Annotated in this window: 14 protein-coding genes, 1 tRNA gene and 1 pseudogene; 10 read left to right on the top strand and 6 right to left on the bottom strand. The window is 42.5% G+C overall.

From position 1 onward, the window contains the following. The first annotated feature begins 52 nt into the window (after positions 1-52). The 4 genes and pseudogenes from rpoD to ACQEXT_RS16245 all read left to right on the top strand — a co-directional run bounded on the left by rpoD (position 53) and on the right by ACQEXT_RS16245 (position 4,216). Positions 53-1,909 (top strand): RNA polymerase sigma factor RpoD, encoded by a 1,857-nt coding sequence (gene rpoD, locus ACQEXT_RS16260; protein WP_426952948.1) that lies wholly within the window; start codon positions 53-55, stop codon positions 1,907-1,909. Positions 1,910-2,063: 154 nt separating this feature from the next. Then, positions 2,064-2,139: transfer RNA gene (locus ACQEXT_RS16255), tRNA-Ile, on the top strand. 335 nt (positions 2,140-2,474) lie between these two features. After that, on the top strand, positions 2,475-2,816 hold the full coding sequence (locus tag ACQEXT_RS16250; protein WP_042771272.1) for a helix-turn-helix domain-containing protein: 342 nt from the start codon (positions 2,475-2,477) through the stop codon (positions 2,814-2,816). Further along, positions 2,809-4,216 (top strand): annotated as a pseudogene (locus ACQEXT_RS16245) (HipA domain-containing protein). The gene ACQEXT_RS16250 and the pseudogene ACQEXT_RS16245 overlap by 8 nt, the downstream one beginning before the upstream one ends. A 227-nt stretch (positions 4,217-4,443) precedes the next feature. Here the strand turns inward: ACQEXT_RS16245 and ACQEXT_RS16240 are convergent. Then, entirely contained in the window at positions 4,444-5,124 is a 681-nt protein-coding gene (locus ACQEXT_RS16240) for a potassium channel family protein (protein WP_025573513.1), read from the bottom strand. 146 nt (positions 5,125-5,270) lie between these two features. On the opposite strand from ACQEXT_RS16240, the gene ACQEXT_RS16235 reads away from it, so the two are divergent. The 3 genes from ACQEXT_RS16235 to ACQEXT_RS16225 are packed head-to-tail and all read left to right on the top strand — an operon-like array spanning position 5,271 to position 7,885. Continuing rightward, positions 5,271-5,765, top strand: a complete 495-nt coding sequence (locus ACQEXT_RS16235; RefSeq protein WP_017041459.1) for a hypothetical protein — start codon at positions 5,271-5,273, stop codon at positions 5,763-5,765. Between the two features lie 19 nt (positions 5,766-5,784). Then, complete coding sequence (locus ACQEXT_RS16230; protein ID WP_086597685.1) at positions 5,785-6,891, top strand: HlyD family secretion protein; 1,107 nt, start codon at positions 5,785-5,787, stop codon at positions 6,889-6,891. Further along, complete coding sequence (locus ACQEXT_RS16225) at positions 6,881-7,885, top strand: DUF2955 domain-containing protein (protein WP_042771271.1); 1,005 nt, start codon at positions 6,881-6,883, stop codon at positions 7,883-7,885. The genes ACQEXT_RS16230 and ACQEXT_RS16225 overlap by 11 nt, the downstream gene beginning before the upstream one ends. 846 nt (positions 7,886-8,731) lie before the next feature. Here ACQEXT_RS16225 and ACQEXT_RS16220 read toward each other — a convergent pair. Continuing rightward, the gene (locus ACQEXT_RS16220; protein ID WP_025789586.1) at positions 8,732-9,940 is read right to left on the bottom strand and encodes an IS256 family transposase; all 1,209 of its coding nucleotides are present in this window, start codon (positions 9,938-9,940) and stop codon (positions 8,732-8,734) included. Positions 9,941-10,097: 157 nt separating this feature from the next. Beyond that, positions 10,098-10,262: a helix-turn-helix transcriptional regulator gene (locus tag ACQEXT_RS16215; protein WP_025500610.1), complete on the bottom strand. Its 165-nt coding sequence runs from the start codon at positions 10,260-10,262 to the stop codon at positions 10,098-10,100. A 100-nt stretch (positions 10,263-10,362) separates the two neighbouring features. Between ACQEXT_RS16215 and ACQEXT_RS16210 the strand changes: the two genes are divergently transcribed. Together ACQEXT_RS16210 and hsdR are read left to right on the top strand one after the other, a co-directional pair. After that, positions 10,363-11,520, top strand: a complete 1,158-nt coding sequence (locus ACQEXT_RS16210; protein WP_042771269.1) for a MarR family transcriptional regulator — start codon at positions 10,363-10,365, stop codon at positions 11,518-11,520. A gap of 786 nt (positions 11,521-12,306) precedes the next feature. Continuing rightward, positions 12,307-14,751 carry an EcoAI/FtnUII family type I restriction enzme subunit R gene (gene hsdR / locus ACQEXT_RS16205; protein ID WP_042770422.1) on the top strand — a complete coding sequence of 815 codons (2,445 nt, stop codon included), beginning with the start codon at positions 12,307-12,309 and terminating at the stop codon, positions 14,749-14,751. Between the two features lie 66 nt (positions 14,752-14,817). Here the strand turns inward: hsdR and ACQEXT_RS16200 are convergent, their stop codons facing one another. Both ACQEXT_RS16200 and ACQEXT_RS16195 read right to left on the bottom strand, forming a co-directional pair. Next, entirely contained in the window at positions 14,818-15,474 is a 657-nt protein-coding gene (locus tag ACQEXT_RS16200) for a DNA-methyltransferase (RefSeq protein ID WP_042770423.1), read from the bottom strand. A gap of 673 nt (positions 15,475-16,147) precedes the next feature. After that, entirely contained in the window at positions 16,148-16,513 is a 366-nt protein-coding gene (locus tag ACQEXT_RS16195) for a hypothetical protein (protein WP_042770390.1), read from the bottom strand. A 76-nt stretch (positions 16,514-16,589) separates the two neighbouring features. On the opposite strand from ACQEXT_RS16195, the gene ACQEXT_RS16190 reads away from it, so the two are divergent. Beyond that, complete coding sequence (locus ACQEXT_RS16190; RefSeq protein WP_082309569.1) at positions 16,590-16,739, top strand: hypothetical protein; 150 nt, start codon at positions 16,590-16,592, stop codon at positions 16,737-16,739. Between the two features lie 168 nt (positions 16,740-16,907). Here ACQEXT_RS16190 and ACQEXT_RS16185 read toward each other — a convergent pair whose 3' ends face one another. After that, positions 16,908-17,306, bottom strand: coding sequence for a hypothetical protein (locus ACQEXT_RS16185; protein WP_042770391.1), 399 nt, complete (start codon positions 17,304-17,306; stop codon positions 16,908-16,910). Positions 17,307-17,456: the final 150 nt, after the last annotated feature.

The following is a 17,456-nucleotide window of genomic DNA, read 5'->3' as shown; positions in this document are numbered from 1 at the left end:
TTTGCAACTCGCATACTAATTCCTTCACCAGATACTAAGTTGGATACCGTCTATGGATCAAAATCCGCAGTCACAGCTAAAACAACTTGTCATTAAAGGCAAGGAACAAGGCTATCTGACCTACGCAGAAGTAAACGACCACCTGCCAGCAGAAATCGTCGATTCAGAGCAGGTCGAAGATATCATTCAAATGATCAACGACATGGGCATCCGAGTAGTAGAAACTGCTCCTGATGCTGATGATCTTGCACTGAATGATGACGATACAATTACCGATGAAGATGCTGCAGAAGCCGCAGCGGCTGCGCTATCTAGCGTAGAAAATGAGATCGGCCGTACTACAGACCCTGTTCGCATGTACATGCGTGAAATGGGTACTGTTGAACTATTGACTCGTGAAGGCGAGATCGATATTGCTAAGCGTATTGAAGATGGTATTAACCAAGTTCAAAATGCTGTGGCAGAGTATCCGGGCACTATCCCATACATCCTCGAGCAATTTGATAAAGTTCAAGCTGAAGAGCTACGTCTGACCGACCTAATTACCGGTTTCGTTGATCCAGATGCAGATGAAACAACAGCACCGACAGCGACGCACATCGGTTCTGAGCTTGCTGAATCTGATCTTGAAGATGAAGACGCAGATTCAGACGACGAAGATGTGGATGACGACGAAGCCGAAGAGGAAGAAGATACAGGTATTGATCCTGAACTTGCTCTAGAGAAGTTTACTTCGCTACGTAACACTTTCCAAAACTTCCAGCTAGCGTGCAATGAATACGGTGGTGAAAGTTCAAAAGCACAAGCCGCTCACGAGCTTGTGTTAGATGTGTTCAAAGAGTTCCGTCTAACTCCAAAACAGTTCGACTACCTAGTTGAAGAGCTACGCACTTCAATGGAACGTGTACGTACTCAAGAGCGTCTTATCATGAAGGCAGCGGTTGAGTATGGCAAAATGCCGAAGAAATCATTCATCACGCTATTCACGGGTAATGAATCAAGTGATGCATGGCTTGACGAGATCTTAGCGTCTGATAAACCATACGCCGAAAAAATTCGTCGCAGTGAAGAAGATATTCGCCGTTCAATTTCAAAACTGAAAATGATCGAAGAAGAAACTTCTCTGACAGTTCAAAGCATCAAAGATATCAGCCGTCGTATGTCTATCGGTGAAGCGAAAGCTCGTCGTGCGAAGAAAGAGATGGTTGAAGCGAACTTACGTCTGGTTATTTCTATCGCTAAGAAATACACCAACCGCGGCCTACAATTCTTAGATCTTATCCAAGAAGGTAACATCGGCCTGATGAAAGCAGTAGATAAGTTCGAATATCGTCGTGGTTACAAGTTCTCAACTTACGCCACTTGGTGGATTCGTCAGGCAATTACTCGCTCGATTGCAGACCAAGCTCGTACGATTCGTATTCCGGTTCACATGATTGAAACCATCAACAAACTGAACCGTATCTCTCGTCAAATGCTACAAGAGATGGGCCGTGAGCCTCTGCCAGAAGAGCTAGCAGAGCGCATGCAAATGCCTGAAGATAAGATTCGTAAAGTACTTAAAATCGCTAAAGAGCCAATCTCTATGGAGACACCAATCGGTGACGACGAAGATTCGCATCTAGGTGATTTTATCGAGGATACTACGCTAGAACTGCCTCTAGACTCTGCAACCGCAACCAGTCTAAAAGTAGCAACTAAAGATGTTCTAGCAGGTTTGACTCCGCGTGAAGCGAAAGTACTGCGTATGCGTTTTGGTATCGACATGAACACTGACCATACTTTAGAAGAAGTAGGTAAGCAGTTTGACGTAACTCGTGAACGTATCCGTCAGATCGAAGCAAAAGCACTGCGTAAACTTCGTCACCCTAGCCGCTCAGAAACTCTACGCAGCTTCCTAGACGAATAGTCGATAGCTTATTTTCTCGACAATTGATTAAAAGGTGGGCTAAAGCTCACCTTTTTTATATCTATTCGATTTAAGTGGATAAAAACTAAGCGCATTTATACCCGTTACTGGCTAGACAGCTAGATCCTCATCCCCTATAATCATTGCCCTATAAGGCCCCTTAGCTCAGTGGTTAGAGCAGTCGACTCATAATCGATTGGTCCCCAGTTCAAGTCTGGGAGGGGCCACCAAATTCCAGAAGGTTAGTAAGCGTAGTGTTTACTAACCTTTTTTTGAACCTGACGATTTTGGGTCAGGTAATGGGTCAGGTAAGCCCCAATCACGCACTCTTCTCTGCCTTCTTCCAATACTAATCCGAATACTACGCTGTTGCCAAATATGTCGTTCTGGCTGATAAAACTCTCTCATAGAGAACAAAGAGAGGTATTAAACTCGCAAACCAACCATAAGTAACTTAAATTGCACTTATAGATAATTTTTTATACAGTCACAACAAAAGTGAGTTATAGTGAACTTATATATTAAAACGAACCCAATAGTGACAAAAGTACAATAAAAGGCACTTATGAAAAAAGGTAAGATGGTAAAGGCACAACCTATGCCTGATTTGAATACCGAGTTCAGTATGGAAACGCTGGGGAGCGCCATTCGCTCAAAGCGCACCGATAGAGGCTGGCGTATTGATGATCTCGCTTCAAAAGCCAACTTATCTCGTAGAACAGTCATGAAAGTCGAAAAAGGCGATACCAGTGTAACCTTTGCCAATGTACTCGTCCTCATGGATATCTTGGGGCTATCATTACGCCTTATCGATTTAAACCTATTTGTTCGTCCACATAGCCATAGCCAAATAACCTCCCAAGCTGAAAACAGCGTGAGAAGCAATGAGGACGGTTGGTATGAGTAAGTTACAACAGTTAGACGTGTTTATCGGTACGAATACCAAAATTGGTCGTTTGATTCTTCCTGTCGGAACAGAAACAGAGTTTTCATTCATCTATGAATGATGAATGGAAACATACTGGTTTCCCAATTTCGCCACACATCCCTTTCGATGATAAGGCTTCGTCACGTAGTATTGAGAACTACCTCAGAAATCTCCTTCCTGAAGGAGAAGGCTTTGAGGAGATGATACAAAACACCACTATCTCCAAAAGCAATACATTCGGGCTGATTCGTAAGCTTGGTGCGGAAACATCTGGCGCATTGTCTTTTCGAGTTCCAGACTCAGAACCTGGGGAAACTAGTTTTAGAGCTGTACCTGATGATGAACTAATAGAACGACTAGAGCGAAATCTAGCGCCATTAGTGTATTGGGACGGTAAGGTTCGCCTTTCGGTTGCTGGTGTTCAAAACAAGTTAAACTTACTTAAGCGCGGTGATGAATGGGGGTTTGGTGAAGGCAAATTAAGTTCGAACTACATTCTGAAGTTTGAAAGCGGTAGAGCACCGTGTATTGCTGTTAATGAGTTCTTTTGCATGACATTAGCCAAGCTAGCAGGTTTGGACGTCGCTAATGTTGAGTTAACTCGCATTGGGAAGACTAGGACACTGATAATAGAGCGGTTCGATCGTGCCTATATCCAGGCTCGTGATGTCGTTCAACGAAGACATGTGATTGATGGCTGTCAGGCGACTGACTTACCTCCAGGTTACAAATACGAGCGTCAGAATGGGGATGAAGGTGATGGCGTATATATGCGTAATGGCGTTTCTTTCCCACGCCTACTGTGCGTCAAAACCATAGACACGGTCATCACTAACCTAAAGCTCACCCAATGGATGCTCTTTAATCTAGCAACGCTAAACTACGATGCCCATGGTAAAAATATTAGCTTCTTCGTCACCCCTAAAGGCATAGAACTAACCCCTTTTTATGACTTAGTAAACATAGAAGCTATCGCTCAAGAGGGAGCAAAACGCAACTCACCAAGCGGTAAATTGTCTGCTGATGAGGGTCGTGCCGCCAGCATCCCTCAATATTTTGCAATGTCGATTGGAGATTGGGAAAGTGAAGACTTTCAAAATCCGCCGAAAGGTAACTTCAAACGCCCTATCACTAGCTATGATTTAGCTGAATTCGGCGCTCTGCTGGGTTATTCAGGCACCAAAATAGCTTCCATAATGGTAGAAACCGTTGTTGCTATAAAAAATGCCCTGAAGGAAGCGATTGACCTTACCGAAGATCAAGGAATCGATGATGGAGAGCGTGAACACATAGAACTATGTGTCTCACTCATCCAAACAGAGTGCGAATACCTGCTAGCGCAAGCCGACAGCGTACCAGAAATGAGTGAGCTTCTTTAATGGCTAATACAGGGGGCTATAGCAAACAGTTTATAAATTATTTTTGGACAGAAGTCATTTAGAGCTAAAACAACCTATTTCTTTTTGACATAACGTTTACTAATCCAAAACTCAAACGGCAATACTGATTAGAAAGTAAGGTTCGGAACAGTCCCTTATCATATTATGAATCAATACGAATATAGCAATTGTCATTAGCGATAACTTGACCACTTAAGGGATATCTTTTATCTAGCCGTGTTTCTACCTAAATTCGAACTGACTAAACTAGACACCACTACTGCCATATAAAAAACACCAACAACCGACTCTAAATAGACTAACGTTTTCGCAATTGGAGTCACTGGACTGATATCTCCATAACCGAGAGTGGTTAAGGTCACGAAGCTAAAATAAGCGCTATTAGAAAAATTATCTTCCCAAGGAATTGCTTCTAACCCGCGAAATGCGAAAGGGTCTAGCTCAAGTAACAAAAGGTAAGCCACCGCCCACATTAAACCAAGCAATAAGAATAGGGCTACAGAACCAATAAGTTTGTTGGTGTCTATTTGGCCTGAAAACAAGATTTTTCTTACTAAAGATTGGAAAGTGCCATAGAAAAAGACAAAAGTCAGAGAAAGCATCAATATGCTCATCTCTTTGATATGAAAGAGGTGTTTCGCGGCAATAGCAGCTATCCAAACCACGGCTAAACCTCTTAAAAAATGCGTCCACTTTCGATCAAAGCGCAAACTTACAAAGCAAACAATAAAAATCACTACCATAATCCCCTGTATGACGTATTCGATCACATTGTCTTGTAGTAGTTGAACGAGGGCGGCGGCAATTAACAGCATGATTAAAGCTAACGTTAAGTAGATGAAGTTATTCTTCTCGCTAATATTTGACAACGCTTTATCGAGCTTCATGATTGACTCCTTTCCACAGTTATCATGGCGCACAAGTATGCTCTAGCCACAACAGTATCAAAAATGGTCATGTTTGATATGCATTTATTCGAACATTCTCGTTATAATCAGTAAGAGTTTATTGTACAACAGTGAAGGTGCTAGACGTGGATATCAAAGTGAAAGATTCATTGATTGGTGGCGTGATTAACGGCGTTATCAATGGTTATATTGCGAGCCACCATTTCAAAGGAATGGATAGCGTACCGATGTCGCTTAACGTGATCACAAATTCTGAAGTGACTGTGTGGGGACAAGCGGTATCTCTAACTTTTGGTTTAGGGATCATTTTGTCGTTGATCACATCCAAGCTATTTATTCATCAGCTCAACAAATCCCACCCACAACACATTAGTCAACTTCAGAGTGGTTTTTGGTCTCACCTTGTTCCTATTGCAGTCACCCATGCAGCAGCGCTATTTGGCTGGTTTGTGGCTATAGCTGTGATCTGGACTAAGTACGCTGGCGAAGTGATGGTTTCTTCTTCAAGTGCTGTTGCACTGGTTGGCCTATTTGCATTCATCATTACCATTGCCGTCGAAGTACGAACTAAGAAAAGTATCATTTATAAAAAGATAAATTTACTGGAACAACCTCAGTAAACGACAGTAGGAACAGAAAATGTCAGATAACAATGTCCAAACCAGTGCTGAACAAAGCGATAAAAAAATTAGCCAAGCTCGCTCTTTCACTTACTACATTTTTGCCTTAGTTGCTGCGCTATGGTTGTACACCTTATGGGCGGACAGAATGACGCCAATGACAGATCAAGCTAGAGTAAATGGCCAATTGATCCGCATTAGCCCAGAAGTCTCTGGCCCTATTTCACAAGTACTTATTACTAACAATAGTATTGTCAAGGCAGGAGATGAACTCGTCACGATCGATCCGCGTCCTTTTGAATTAGCCGTTAAGGCCGCCAAATTTGATTTGCAACAAGCAGCTCAGTCTTATGAAGCGGATTCAGCAGCAATCAGTGTCGCTCAAGCAAATGAAGTCGCAGCTCGTGTTAAGGTCAATAATGCTAAGAAGAATGTGGAACGTAATCGCGTACTTGCCAATAAAGGAACGATAAGTCAAGCGGTAATGGATAACATAATCGCCGAACTAGAGACGGCCCAAGCGGGGTTGGCTCAAGCGTCATCAGCACTAGAAAAAGCGAAACAAGAGTTTGGCCCGAGAGGAATTGATAACCCTGAAATCCAATCGGTATTAAACCGACAAGAGCAGGCTCTACTAAACCTCAATCACACCAAACTGACGGCACCTGCTAATGGTGTTATCACTAATATGGATGTTGCTGTTGGCGATTATGCTGCTGCTGGGCAACCACTTCTTACCTTTATCAATAACAACAACTTATGGCTGACGGCCATGGTGAGAGAGAATTCACTGGCTCATCTAAAGCCTGGCGATAAAGTCAAAATTGTTTTTGATGCAAACCCTGGCGAGGTCTATGAAGGAAAAATATCTTCAATCGGTTGGGGAAGTAGTGGTAATGGTAGCCTTGCCCAAGATGCCAGTAATGGCCTTATGACGTCACCAACAAGCAGTTCAAAAGCGCAGCGTTTCCCCGTCAATATCGAGTTCACGTCGTTGCCTGCCGATCTAAATCTGAGATACGGTGGTCGAGCTGTGGTGGGTTTCTACCCTGATGAAAGCTACCTAGGTGAGAGACTACAAGATTTGTGGATCTGGGCATGGAGTTATATCAGCTATGTATCATAGTGCCGCTAACCCAATTATAAGAGTTGCGGTATTCCCTATCCTTTTGCTGTTTTGGCAATACGTATATGGGACGGATTTGCCTTTACTCGCTCCAGCGATGTGTGCGGTTTTTCTCACTACAACTCATGAACCACCGCCTGTAATTATGGTGTTTGTTATGGGGGGCATTTTATTCATTACTGCTTGGTTTCAGGCACTAATGAGTGAACTATTGATTGATTACGTACATGTATACTATCTGTTCTTGTTTGGAATTTTTTACTGGTGCATGGAGCGTACCAAGAAAAATCCGCAAGATGTATTTGCTATATTGCTGATTGTCTCAACCGCAATGATTGCCGTTTTTACGCAGCAGAAAGGGATTAGCGTTGAGCAAATCCCTATGGCTCTGCTAAAAAATATTTTTATCGCTGGCTTCACCGCCTATTTGGCCTACCTGCTATTTCCACGAGGCGAGCCACTCGCGATAAACATGCCACCTGTCAGTTCGACAACGAAATATTTGCTTGATTGGCAAACCTTGCTCAAAGCGATCATTGTCATGACCATGATGGTGTGTACGATACAATTGGACTTAGAGCAAAGTACGATTATTACCATCATCGTCGCGTTAATGATTAAAGATCCTGATCCTAGTATTGGTAAAGATTATGGTTTAAGAAGGTTGCTGACAACATACGCGAGCGTGCTGTATGCGATTCCTCCTCTAATAATGAGTTTGCTGCAAGTCAATTTGGTAGGAATTGTGGGTGTTGCTGTAGTCAGTGCTTTATTTATGGGGATTCATGCCGTTACAAAGAAAGCTAGCTATAACTCAATTCAACTGATGTATTCCAGTTATGTGGTTTTAGTATTCTATGGGATTACTTCAACAAGTATCAGTGCGATTTCAGATGACCTCGTGCGTTTTACTTCAGTTTTTGCCGCGGTATTAATCGGTATCATGAGTTTGATCATCTTATACCCTAGAACTAGAACTAGAACTAGAACTTAATTTCACAACAACCAAGCCTAGGTCTAACTCGGCTTGGTTGTCTTATTTTGGAATAAGTTGTACTGCGTGCAAGTAGCATCAATATGATGTAAATGAGTGAGCGTACTAACAAGGAATAGGGCAAAAGTGTTTCAGAGCTTACGTTCATTACCCCATTGGTTCTTACAAACCGACTTATGAAAGATAATGGGTAACACATTTTTCACCAGAGAGTTCTGCACTGACAGGGCTTTTTATTTATGAATGAAATGAGCAAACTTTAGTTTTTGATGATTTGAGCGAGAACAGTGTTCTCGCAGTAGCATTCTTCTCTGGCAGCTAGACTTAATAGGTTAACTTTTATGTTCTGAGAACACCCTTCTATACGATTAAACTGCTTGAATCCTCACCCACCACGGCGCATCCATCAAATGCCAAATAATTCCATCATTTTTCCGAGCCATAACTCCTCCCAATAAGCATCAAAATGCATTAAAGCACAATTACCAGACCTAATACATAGAGTTAAATCATGTATTTAGTGGGAGAACAAACAGCTAGAACATAGTTCTAGCAAGAGCATTTTTTATTTATTAATTAAATGACCAAACTTTAGTTTTTGATGACGTGAGCGAGAACAGTGTTCTCGCAGTAGCGTTTGAAAGCTATCAGCCTTTGCCTGAGATACCCAAACACTAGTCGGATAATACCTAACTCTGTCTTTCGTCATTCGGAGAACATCGTTCTCCGTTCAACTGATGAAGATTTAAGAAGAAATTAGCCCCCTGAGATAGACAAAAGCAGGAACAAGGTTCCTGCAAGAGCATTTTTTATGACCCTGTAAATAATTCTGTGTAACTGTCAGGGTTACATGTATTCAGTGAGTCGGTCTTCGAACATAATCATAAAGCGATTTAGAGCTTGTCGCCAGTTTCTAATCGGCATCGTCCACTTCTTGGAAGCATCTCGGATAGCCAGGTAGATCACCTTCCTAGCTGATTCATCCGTTGGAAAGAGCTTGCGCTTCTTAATCGCTTTTCTAATAACGCTGTTGAGAGATTCAATGACGTTAGTCGTGTAAATGGCTCGGCGAATATCCTCTGGGTAGTTAAACAGGGTGTTGAGGTTGTCCCAATGCGCCGTCCAAGAGCGACTGATTTGAGGATATTTACTATCCCATCGGTCAGAGAAGTGCTCTAGAGCAAGCAGAGCCTCATCTTCGGTGGCTGATTGGTAGATTTTCTTCAGGTCAGTCGTCACCGCTTTGTAGTCTTTCCAAGGGACGTACTTGACCGAGTTTCGCACCATGTGGACGATACAGAGCTGTATTTGCGTCTCTGGGAACGCAGTGTTGATAGCGTCAGGAAAGCCCTTGAGTCCGTCAACGCAAGCGATAAGGATGTCTTTTACCCCACGGTTTTGAAGCTCAGTCAGCACGTTGAGCCAGAACTTGGCACCTTCCGTTTCAGAGAGCCACATACCGAGCAGTTCTTTTTGGCCTTCCATGTTGACCCCTAACGCAAGATAGACCGCTTTGTTGATGACTTGCTTGTCTTGGCGCACCTTAACCACGATGCAATCGAGATAGACGATAGGGTAAATTTCGTCGAGAGGTCGCGACTGCCATTCAATCACTTGCTCAAGCACCGAGTCGGTTACTTTTGATATCAGCGTTGGCGAAACATCAGCATCATACATTTCCTTGAACGTTGCGACGATTTCACGTGTGGTCATGCCTTTCGCGTACAGGCTCAATATCTTGTCGTCCATGGATTGGAATCGAGTTTGGTGCTTGCGGACGAGTTGAGGTTCAAAGCTAGCTTCACGGTCGCGAGGGACGTCGATATCGACCTCTCCATCATCGGTGATGATTGACTTGGCCGAGTAGCCATTGCGGGAGTTGGAGCTGGTTCTGGATTGGTGTTTTTGATATCCAAGGTGCTCATCGAGTTCAGCGTTTAACGCTGTTTCAACGGTCACCTTGGTTAACATTTTTCGGAAGTCATCCAGGTCAGATTCTGTCTTAATTGACTTCGCCGCTTCACGAGCAAAAGCTTCGAGTGCTTTCTTATCCATATTGTCTATCCTTAGCCTTTAAGGCTTAAGTTTAGACAGTTACACAGAATTCAGGACACTCTCTTTTTTATTCGTGTAATTAATCATGCAAACAATGACTTACTTTATATTTACGAAGGTTAAGCGAGAACACTGTTCTCGCAGTAACAAGTTGCATCTATTTTTGTTCTTCTAGCCATTCCTCAATGTCCTTTCTCTGCCACCCAACAACTCTAGAACTAAGCGTAACAACAGGTGGCATTTTTCCGTCCCGACGCCAACGCCACAAAGTACTTACGCTTACCCCGATCTCTTTCGCTAACTGCTCTTGTCTTACAAACATTTTATTACCTTTATTTCTCTATTATTTAGTTGCATCTTAGATTCTCATCGCCCAACTCATAATATAGAATAAGCAACAAACCATATTGACATGATAACGAATGGACTTAGATCAAAAGCGCAATGCATTGAGAGTACAGCTAGAAACAGCAATTAATGACTTAAAAAGCCAGTCAGAATCTCAAGGTTGTAAAATTGCTCAGCGACGTCGTTCTGGCTATTTATACGCTGTTGATGCCGCTCGGAACATTGTTCTGGAAACGTGGTTTACCAAGTTACTCAGACAACATGGAACCATACTCAAAAAGTACAGCAGTTCTAATGCTATCCATCTTGCCGAGATCATCGAAAGTTACGGTGGATTAAATAAAACAATCAAACTTATCGAAGAGGTATTAGCCTTGCGGGGAGTAGGGCTGCATACTCAACAACGTATCGATTATATGGATCAAGTACTGTGGGGGTTAAAAGATTTACGTTCACTCACGCCACAGCACCAAGAGGAAGCGATACGCTGGAACAGTGTTCTTCCGTATTGCGCTTTATGCTGGCGTCTACGCAGCCGATCTCACTACTACTGCGAAAAACACCATCCCATCAAGTCCACTAAACTTTATAAACAGCAAAAATACGCAGCTATCACTGCATTGAAATATCTGCCCAACCAGAACAGTGCAGCTTACGAAAAGTACCTAGCACAACCTAACAAACAGAAAAATCTGGGACGACAACTGTATGATCTGGTCGGCGGCTATGCGCCGCATCCACGAGTATTTCTACGCCACTGTAAAGATAGCGCGAAGGCAGGAGACTGGCTCTCGCTATCAAAGAACATTGTTCAGACATGTAAAGTAAACTACCCAGCGAGCTATAAAAAAATAAATCAGATCAAGTCAGATGATTTTGGTCAATGGTCATCATGGTGTATCGCGATAGTGAGATGTTTAGATCTTAAAGAACCAAACGCGTGGAGTGATAAAGAGTGCCTAACGCTTTTCAATGAGTTGAATACTTGGACCACACTGATTGGGATCTTGCATCGCTTCGAATGTGTAGAACGAATCAATAGCATTGAAACTAAGCGTGGCCCAGACGTTGGATATGGAGCCAATCTAGAACAACACCAGTTGATCAAAGAGCTGTTAAAACAACAACTAGCCACGAATAGAAAAACTAACTTAAGCGATATCGCCAGAACGCTTGGGCTTAGCAGACAACGCGTACACCAGATCATAAAAAAAAATCAATTGCTCTCCTAAACAGCAAAGTAACTGTGCAAAAAACAATCGAATTTATTTTGCATTTTTAATTATTAAATCAAATAAAAATCATAAATATAATTACGAATAATTTAATTATTAAATTTAGCCAAGATAATTATGGCAATAAAATAGTTTTTACTTGTTGACTTTTTCATGTTATAACTATTATAACTGTTATAATTATTATAAAGTTATAATTCTAATATAACGTTAATCTATTAAAATTTGGATTCTTAAACGGAATATTCTAATTTTTAGGTCTAAATTTTAGTGCCATCATTGGCACATTCGCTGCCCACCGTGGCATTTCCTCTGCCATCCTTGACAGTTTCGCTGCCAATCTTGGCAAAACAATGTGCCAAGCAATTTTGGTTTAAAAAACTTAAGCAAACATACAGTGCATTATTTTAATAAATAAAAAGTAACACTTTGTGTTTATTATTTTCTATATATTAGATTCAAAGTAAAGAAAACATTTAATTTAAACCACACCCCAGATCAAGAGTATATTTTTGATAATATCTCAGTGGTATTGGGGAATTTTCAGAAAGTTCTTCTAATCGAACAAAGGCTGCCACTGTTCGGCAACACCTTCTATTGATTAGCCTCATTACAAAACTCTCACTGCACACATAAACCTATTGATGGCAGCATATTCAGAGCCTTCGCCTTAGAGATTCATACATACCGTTACCCACTTCACTGATAAGTCAGTATCTTTTCTGCTTTTATGCATCCTTTGGTATAGTCATGAAATGCATTTGTACTGAGCTGGCTAATCGCATGGAATCGACAATCAATAAATCAAAGCTATCTGAAACCGACATCATCACGAAATTCATTCTTCCTGCTATCAAAGGTGCGGGATGGGATGATATGTCGCAGATTCGCCAAGAAGTAAAACTACGTGATGGTAAAGTCATTGTTCGTGGTCAGGCAGCGGCGAGGAAAAAGGTAAAATCTGCAGACATCGTCCTTTACCATAAACCGAGCATGCCTCTAGCCGTTGTCGAAGCAAAAGCGAATAAGCATGAAATCGGCAAAGGTATGCAACAAGGTCTAGATTACGCCAGCTTACTTGAAGTCCCTTTTGTCTTTGCCTCAAATGGCGACGGTTTTATCTTCCACGACAAAACCAACCCAGCTCAACTCGAAACTGAAATTCGACTTGAAGACTTCCCGACACCTCAGCAACTATGGGACAAGTACTGCGTTTGGAAAGGCTACAAAACCGAGCACCTTCCAGTTATTACTCAAGATTACCATGATGATGGTAGCGGTAAGTCTCCGCGCTACTATCAGCTACAGGCGATAAACAAAACTGTGGAGGCGGTCGCAGCAGGACAAAACCGTGTACTCTTGGTTATGGCAACAGGTACGGGCAAAACTTACACTGCATTCCAGATTATTTGGCGACTGTGGAAGTCCCGAGCCAAAAAACGCATCCTATTTCTAGCAGACAGAAACGTTCTGGTCGATCAAACTAAGAGGAACGATTTCCAGCCGTTTGGCCCCGCTATGACTAAAGTCACTGGTCGAACAGTCGATCCCGCTTACGAAATCCACCTAGCTCTGTATCAAGCTCTGACTGGCCCAGAAGAGCACCAAAAAGCATACAAACAGGTCGATCCTGATTTCTTTGATCTTATTGTCGTTGACGAGTGCCATCGTGGCAGTGCCGCTGAGGACAGCGCATGGCGCGAGATTCTTGAGTATTTCGGTTCAGCGACTCAAATAGGGCTAACCGCGACACCGAAAGAAACCGATATCGTGTCTAACACCGAGTACTTTGGCGATGCCATTTATACCTACTCTCTAAAGCAAGGTATTGAAGACGGTTTCTTAGCCCCTTACAAAGTTGTGCGTGTAGATATCGATGTAGATTTACAAGGTTGGCGACCAACCAAAGGACAAGTCGATAAACATGGTGAAGTCATCGAAGACAGGATCTATAACCAGAAAGACTTCGACAGAACTATGGTCATTGATGAGCGAACAGAACTGGTTGCACAGACCATCACCAGCTACCTCAAGCGCACCGACCCGATGGCGAAGACCATTGTTTTCTGCAATGACATTGACCACGCAGAGCGTATGCGTCGAGCACTAATCAACTGCAACCCTGAGCAAGTTGCTAAGAATGAAAAATACGTAATGAAAATTACAGGTGATGATGAAATCGGCAAAGCTCAGCTTGATAACTTCATCAACCCCAAAAAGGCTTACCCTGTTATCGCGACCACCTCAGAACTCATGACAACAGGTGTCGATGCAAAAACTTGCAAACTGGTTGTTCTTGACCAGGGCATTCAGTCGATGACCAAGTTTAAGCAGATCATCGGTCGTGGTACTCGTATTGATGATCGTTACGGAAAGCTATGGTTTACCATTCTCGACTTTAAAAAAGCGACTGAACTGTTCGCTGATGAGCGCTTTGATGGTGTCCCCGAGCGAGTTAAAGAGACAAAACCAGAAGACTTCGAAACCGATGAAGGACTCGATGAGATCATCGATGGTGAGGATGAGCTTGAACAAGATGATCCATTTGAAGGGGAAGATATCGACCCTGAAAGCATCCAAGAACCAGAAGCTTCATACGACTCTAGTTCATCTCCTTCAGGTGCTAGCAATGCCGAAGATGATTGGCAGGATGAACATCGAGTTAGAAAGTTCCATATCAACGGTGTAACGGTGAAAGCCATTGCCGAACGTGTTCAATACTACGATGCCGACGGTAAACTCGTAACCGAATCGTTCAAAGACTATACCCGCAAGACGATGGCAAAACAGTTCACCTCGATGGACGACTTTGTTAAGCGCTGGCAAGATGCCGATAAAAAGCAAGCAATCATTGATGAACTGGCAGAGGAAGGCATCATCTGGGAAGCGTTAGAGCTGGAAGTCGGCAAAGATCTCGACCCATTCGACATGATTTGTCATGTTGTGTATGACCAACCAGCACTCACCAGAAAAGAACGGGCTGATAACGTCAAAAAGCGCAACTACTTCACTAAGTACGGTGAAACGGCTCAGCAGGTGTTGAACAACTTATTAGACAAGTACGCAGACGAAGGCGTTCAAGAGATTGAAAATATTCATGTACTCAAAGTTAAGCCTTTTGACGAGATGGGACGTCCTGCTGAAATCGTCAAAAAGTGCTTTGGCGGAAAAGAGCAGTATTTAGAAGCGATTTCTGAGTTGGAAGCTGAGATTTATCAATCAGCCTAATCACCATAACCCCACATTGCTACTCGGCTACCTTCAGGTAGCCGTTAACTGTATTCGCCTTTAGGTTCAAAAGTCCGCACGCTGACGAATATGCTCATGGGCAGATGAGGAAATATCGTTACCTTTGAACTGACGATTCAAGTTTTTAGCTGCAACCAAAGTCGAGCCAGAGCCAAAAAACGGATCAACAACTAGCTCCCCTTCTCTGCTACTTTGAGCGACCAGAACTTCCAAGAGACTTACTGGCTTTTCAGTTGGATACCCTCTATAGACTCGTTTATGGGTCAGTATGTCAGGTATGCTCAAATCATTGAGCTTCCTCTTACCCTTTTCAAAAAACAGTATGTATTCGTGTCGAGCACGGTAGTGGTAGCCCATACCAATGCTCACTTTGTCCCATACAATAGGTTTCCAGAATTTGAAGCCGATTTTTTCTGCTATCGGCTTAATAACAAACATCGTTTCTTGGTCACAGAAAAGGTAAAAGTGCGAGTGGTTCTTAAGCACACGATAGACCTCACTGAGTAACGCTTCGAATCTATCGTTAGGAAAAATATCAAACCATTGATTACTTGACGCCTTGCTAACCTTAAGCCGAGTTGTTGTGCCAATTTTTCGGTGTTTTTCTAAAGACTCATAGGGAGGGTCGGTGATTAATAGATCAACGCTCGCAGCATCGAGCGTTGACAGCCATGTAACAGCATCATCTTGAAATAAGTTCATCAGAGTTCTATTCAACAAGACTACTGCATGCTTTCCCATTCATATAGGCTTGAGATTGCACTCCTTTATCCAGGCGACGACAATCTATACAGTAGCTTTGATATCCTTCAGGGTTTCGAGCGGTCACTCTAGCAGGTGTTTTACCAAAGGACGATGGATATGGATGAAAAACGTGCTCTCCTCCATTTGCATCAGAACAATGAGGACAAGACTTAAATTTTTGGCCTGTATGGGGATCTCTTTTGTGTATCATCCCTACGTTCAAACGTTTGTTACAACAACGGCATGCCATGCAAAGCTCCTCTTTAGCATCATAGACAACTTATGATACTCACTGCTTATAAATCAAACAGTGAGGAAAGCAACAAAGTTCATCTTAGCTTGTCACCTTCTAATCCTTACAAATGAGCATTCTTTTGGTTTCCTCGATAGAGATGAGACCCCAATCTAAATTCTCATTCATTACGATTAGTCGTGTATCAGGCAAAACGCTCATTGCTTCATCTATAGCCAACTTTAATGAGTCGAAGTCGAGACTCATTGCTCGGAGATCTGTCCTCTCTTTCCCGACAACATCATACCAATGCCCCTTGTACATCCTGCGCCCCTCTTAATAACGATAATTTATTAGTAAAAGTCAGAAAAAATAATTCTACGTCAAACGCATCCGTCTTTAACGGCTCTTATCTTCATCCAGCCAACTGGATATCTCTGCTAACCCTGCAAGCGAATCCTCATTCAAGCATCTATGGTTAACGTATTTTGGAACCACGACATCCAACCCCAATGCAACAAAATCTGGGTGCTCCGAAATGACTTTTACGTACTGTTCAAGCCGACTCTCTGGAGTAGAGTCCCTTTGTAAATGCTTCTTAAGAGCTTCTCTGAACTTACGAATTTCGTCAGGGGAAGCATCTTCTATGTCTTCATATTCAGAACACTGAAGTTCTTCGTAAAGAACATCGGCCAGTTGCTTGTGGCTCCAGCCTAAAGCATCCAACATGGTTCGAATTTGCTGTTGTTTTTGGGCTGTCCCCATTTGTCCCTACCCTACTAGTTACTATGCAATTGTCTCAGCGGAGACAATCATTCATATAAACAAAAAGGAAAATATTATGTCTAAAAACAAAGCACCAATGACCACAGAAGCCGCTGCTCGTATTCAATCACATGAAGCGAAGAATAATGGCGGAAAAGTCGAAAAAGGCTCCTTTACAGGCCGCGCTCAACGCGCTGCTGACCACAACCAAAAACAAGGTAAGTAAGGAGTAACCATCATGGCAAAACCAAGTTCTGCACCAAAGACTGCGCCAAAAGGTAATCCAAACTACCCAAGCACAACTGGCAAGCCTTCAGGCAAAGGTCGTGGCAACACACCTAAACGCTAAGCATATTAGATATAAATGAGGCAGTCTAGCTGCCTCATTTTTCTATTATGAACAACTTCTTGCATTCAGCTTGAAGTTACTCAAAAACAAGTTTTGATCAGATTTGTAATCGGAATACGGCACAGACTTTTCCGTTTGTGCAAGAGCGCATAAACACGTTTCTCGCTTATTCGCATACCTACTTATCGACACCATGTTTTTTGATGAATTAACGCAGGTATCAACGATGGCATACTCTACTTCGAGTGGGTAACGCTCTTCATCTAAAGCTGAGTTAACCTTGTATCCGCCGATAGCCCCGACGAGCAAAGCGGTACTCGCGGATATAAGTTTACGTTTGCTGAACTTGAAACCTTTAAAGTTCTTCTTACACTCTTTACACGCAATGTTTTCGGCAAATTCGATATCATTATCGGTCTGACAATGGGGGCATTCTATTTTCATGAAACCTAGACAACCTACTGTTTAATTTATTCATTTAATATTCATTTGATTATTATTTATTGAGCCACAAATAACCACCATTTTGCATATGCACTAATTCACGTTTTTCATGTCAATTCTGCTATAATCTCCCCCAGTTTTTTCAGTCAG

Origin of the sequence: Vibrio sp. TRT 29B02, from assembly GCF_050113655.1 — a bacterium.
GTDB lineage: Bacteria > Pseudomonadota > Gammaproteobacteria > Enterobacterales > Vibrionaceae > Vibrio.
Note: the sequence above shows the minus strand (reverse complement) of the source record. Positions and strands in the feature narration are given on the sequence as shown.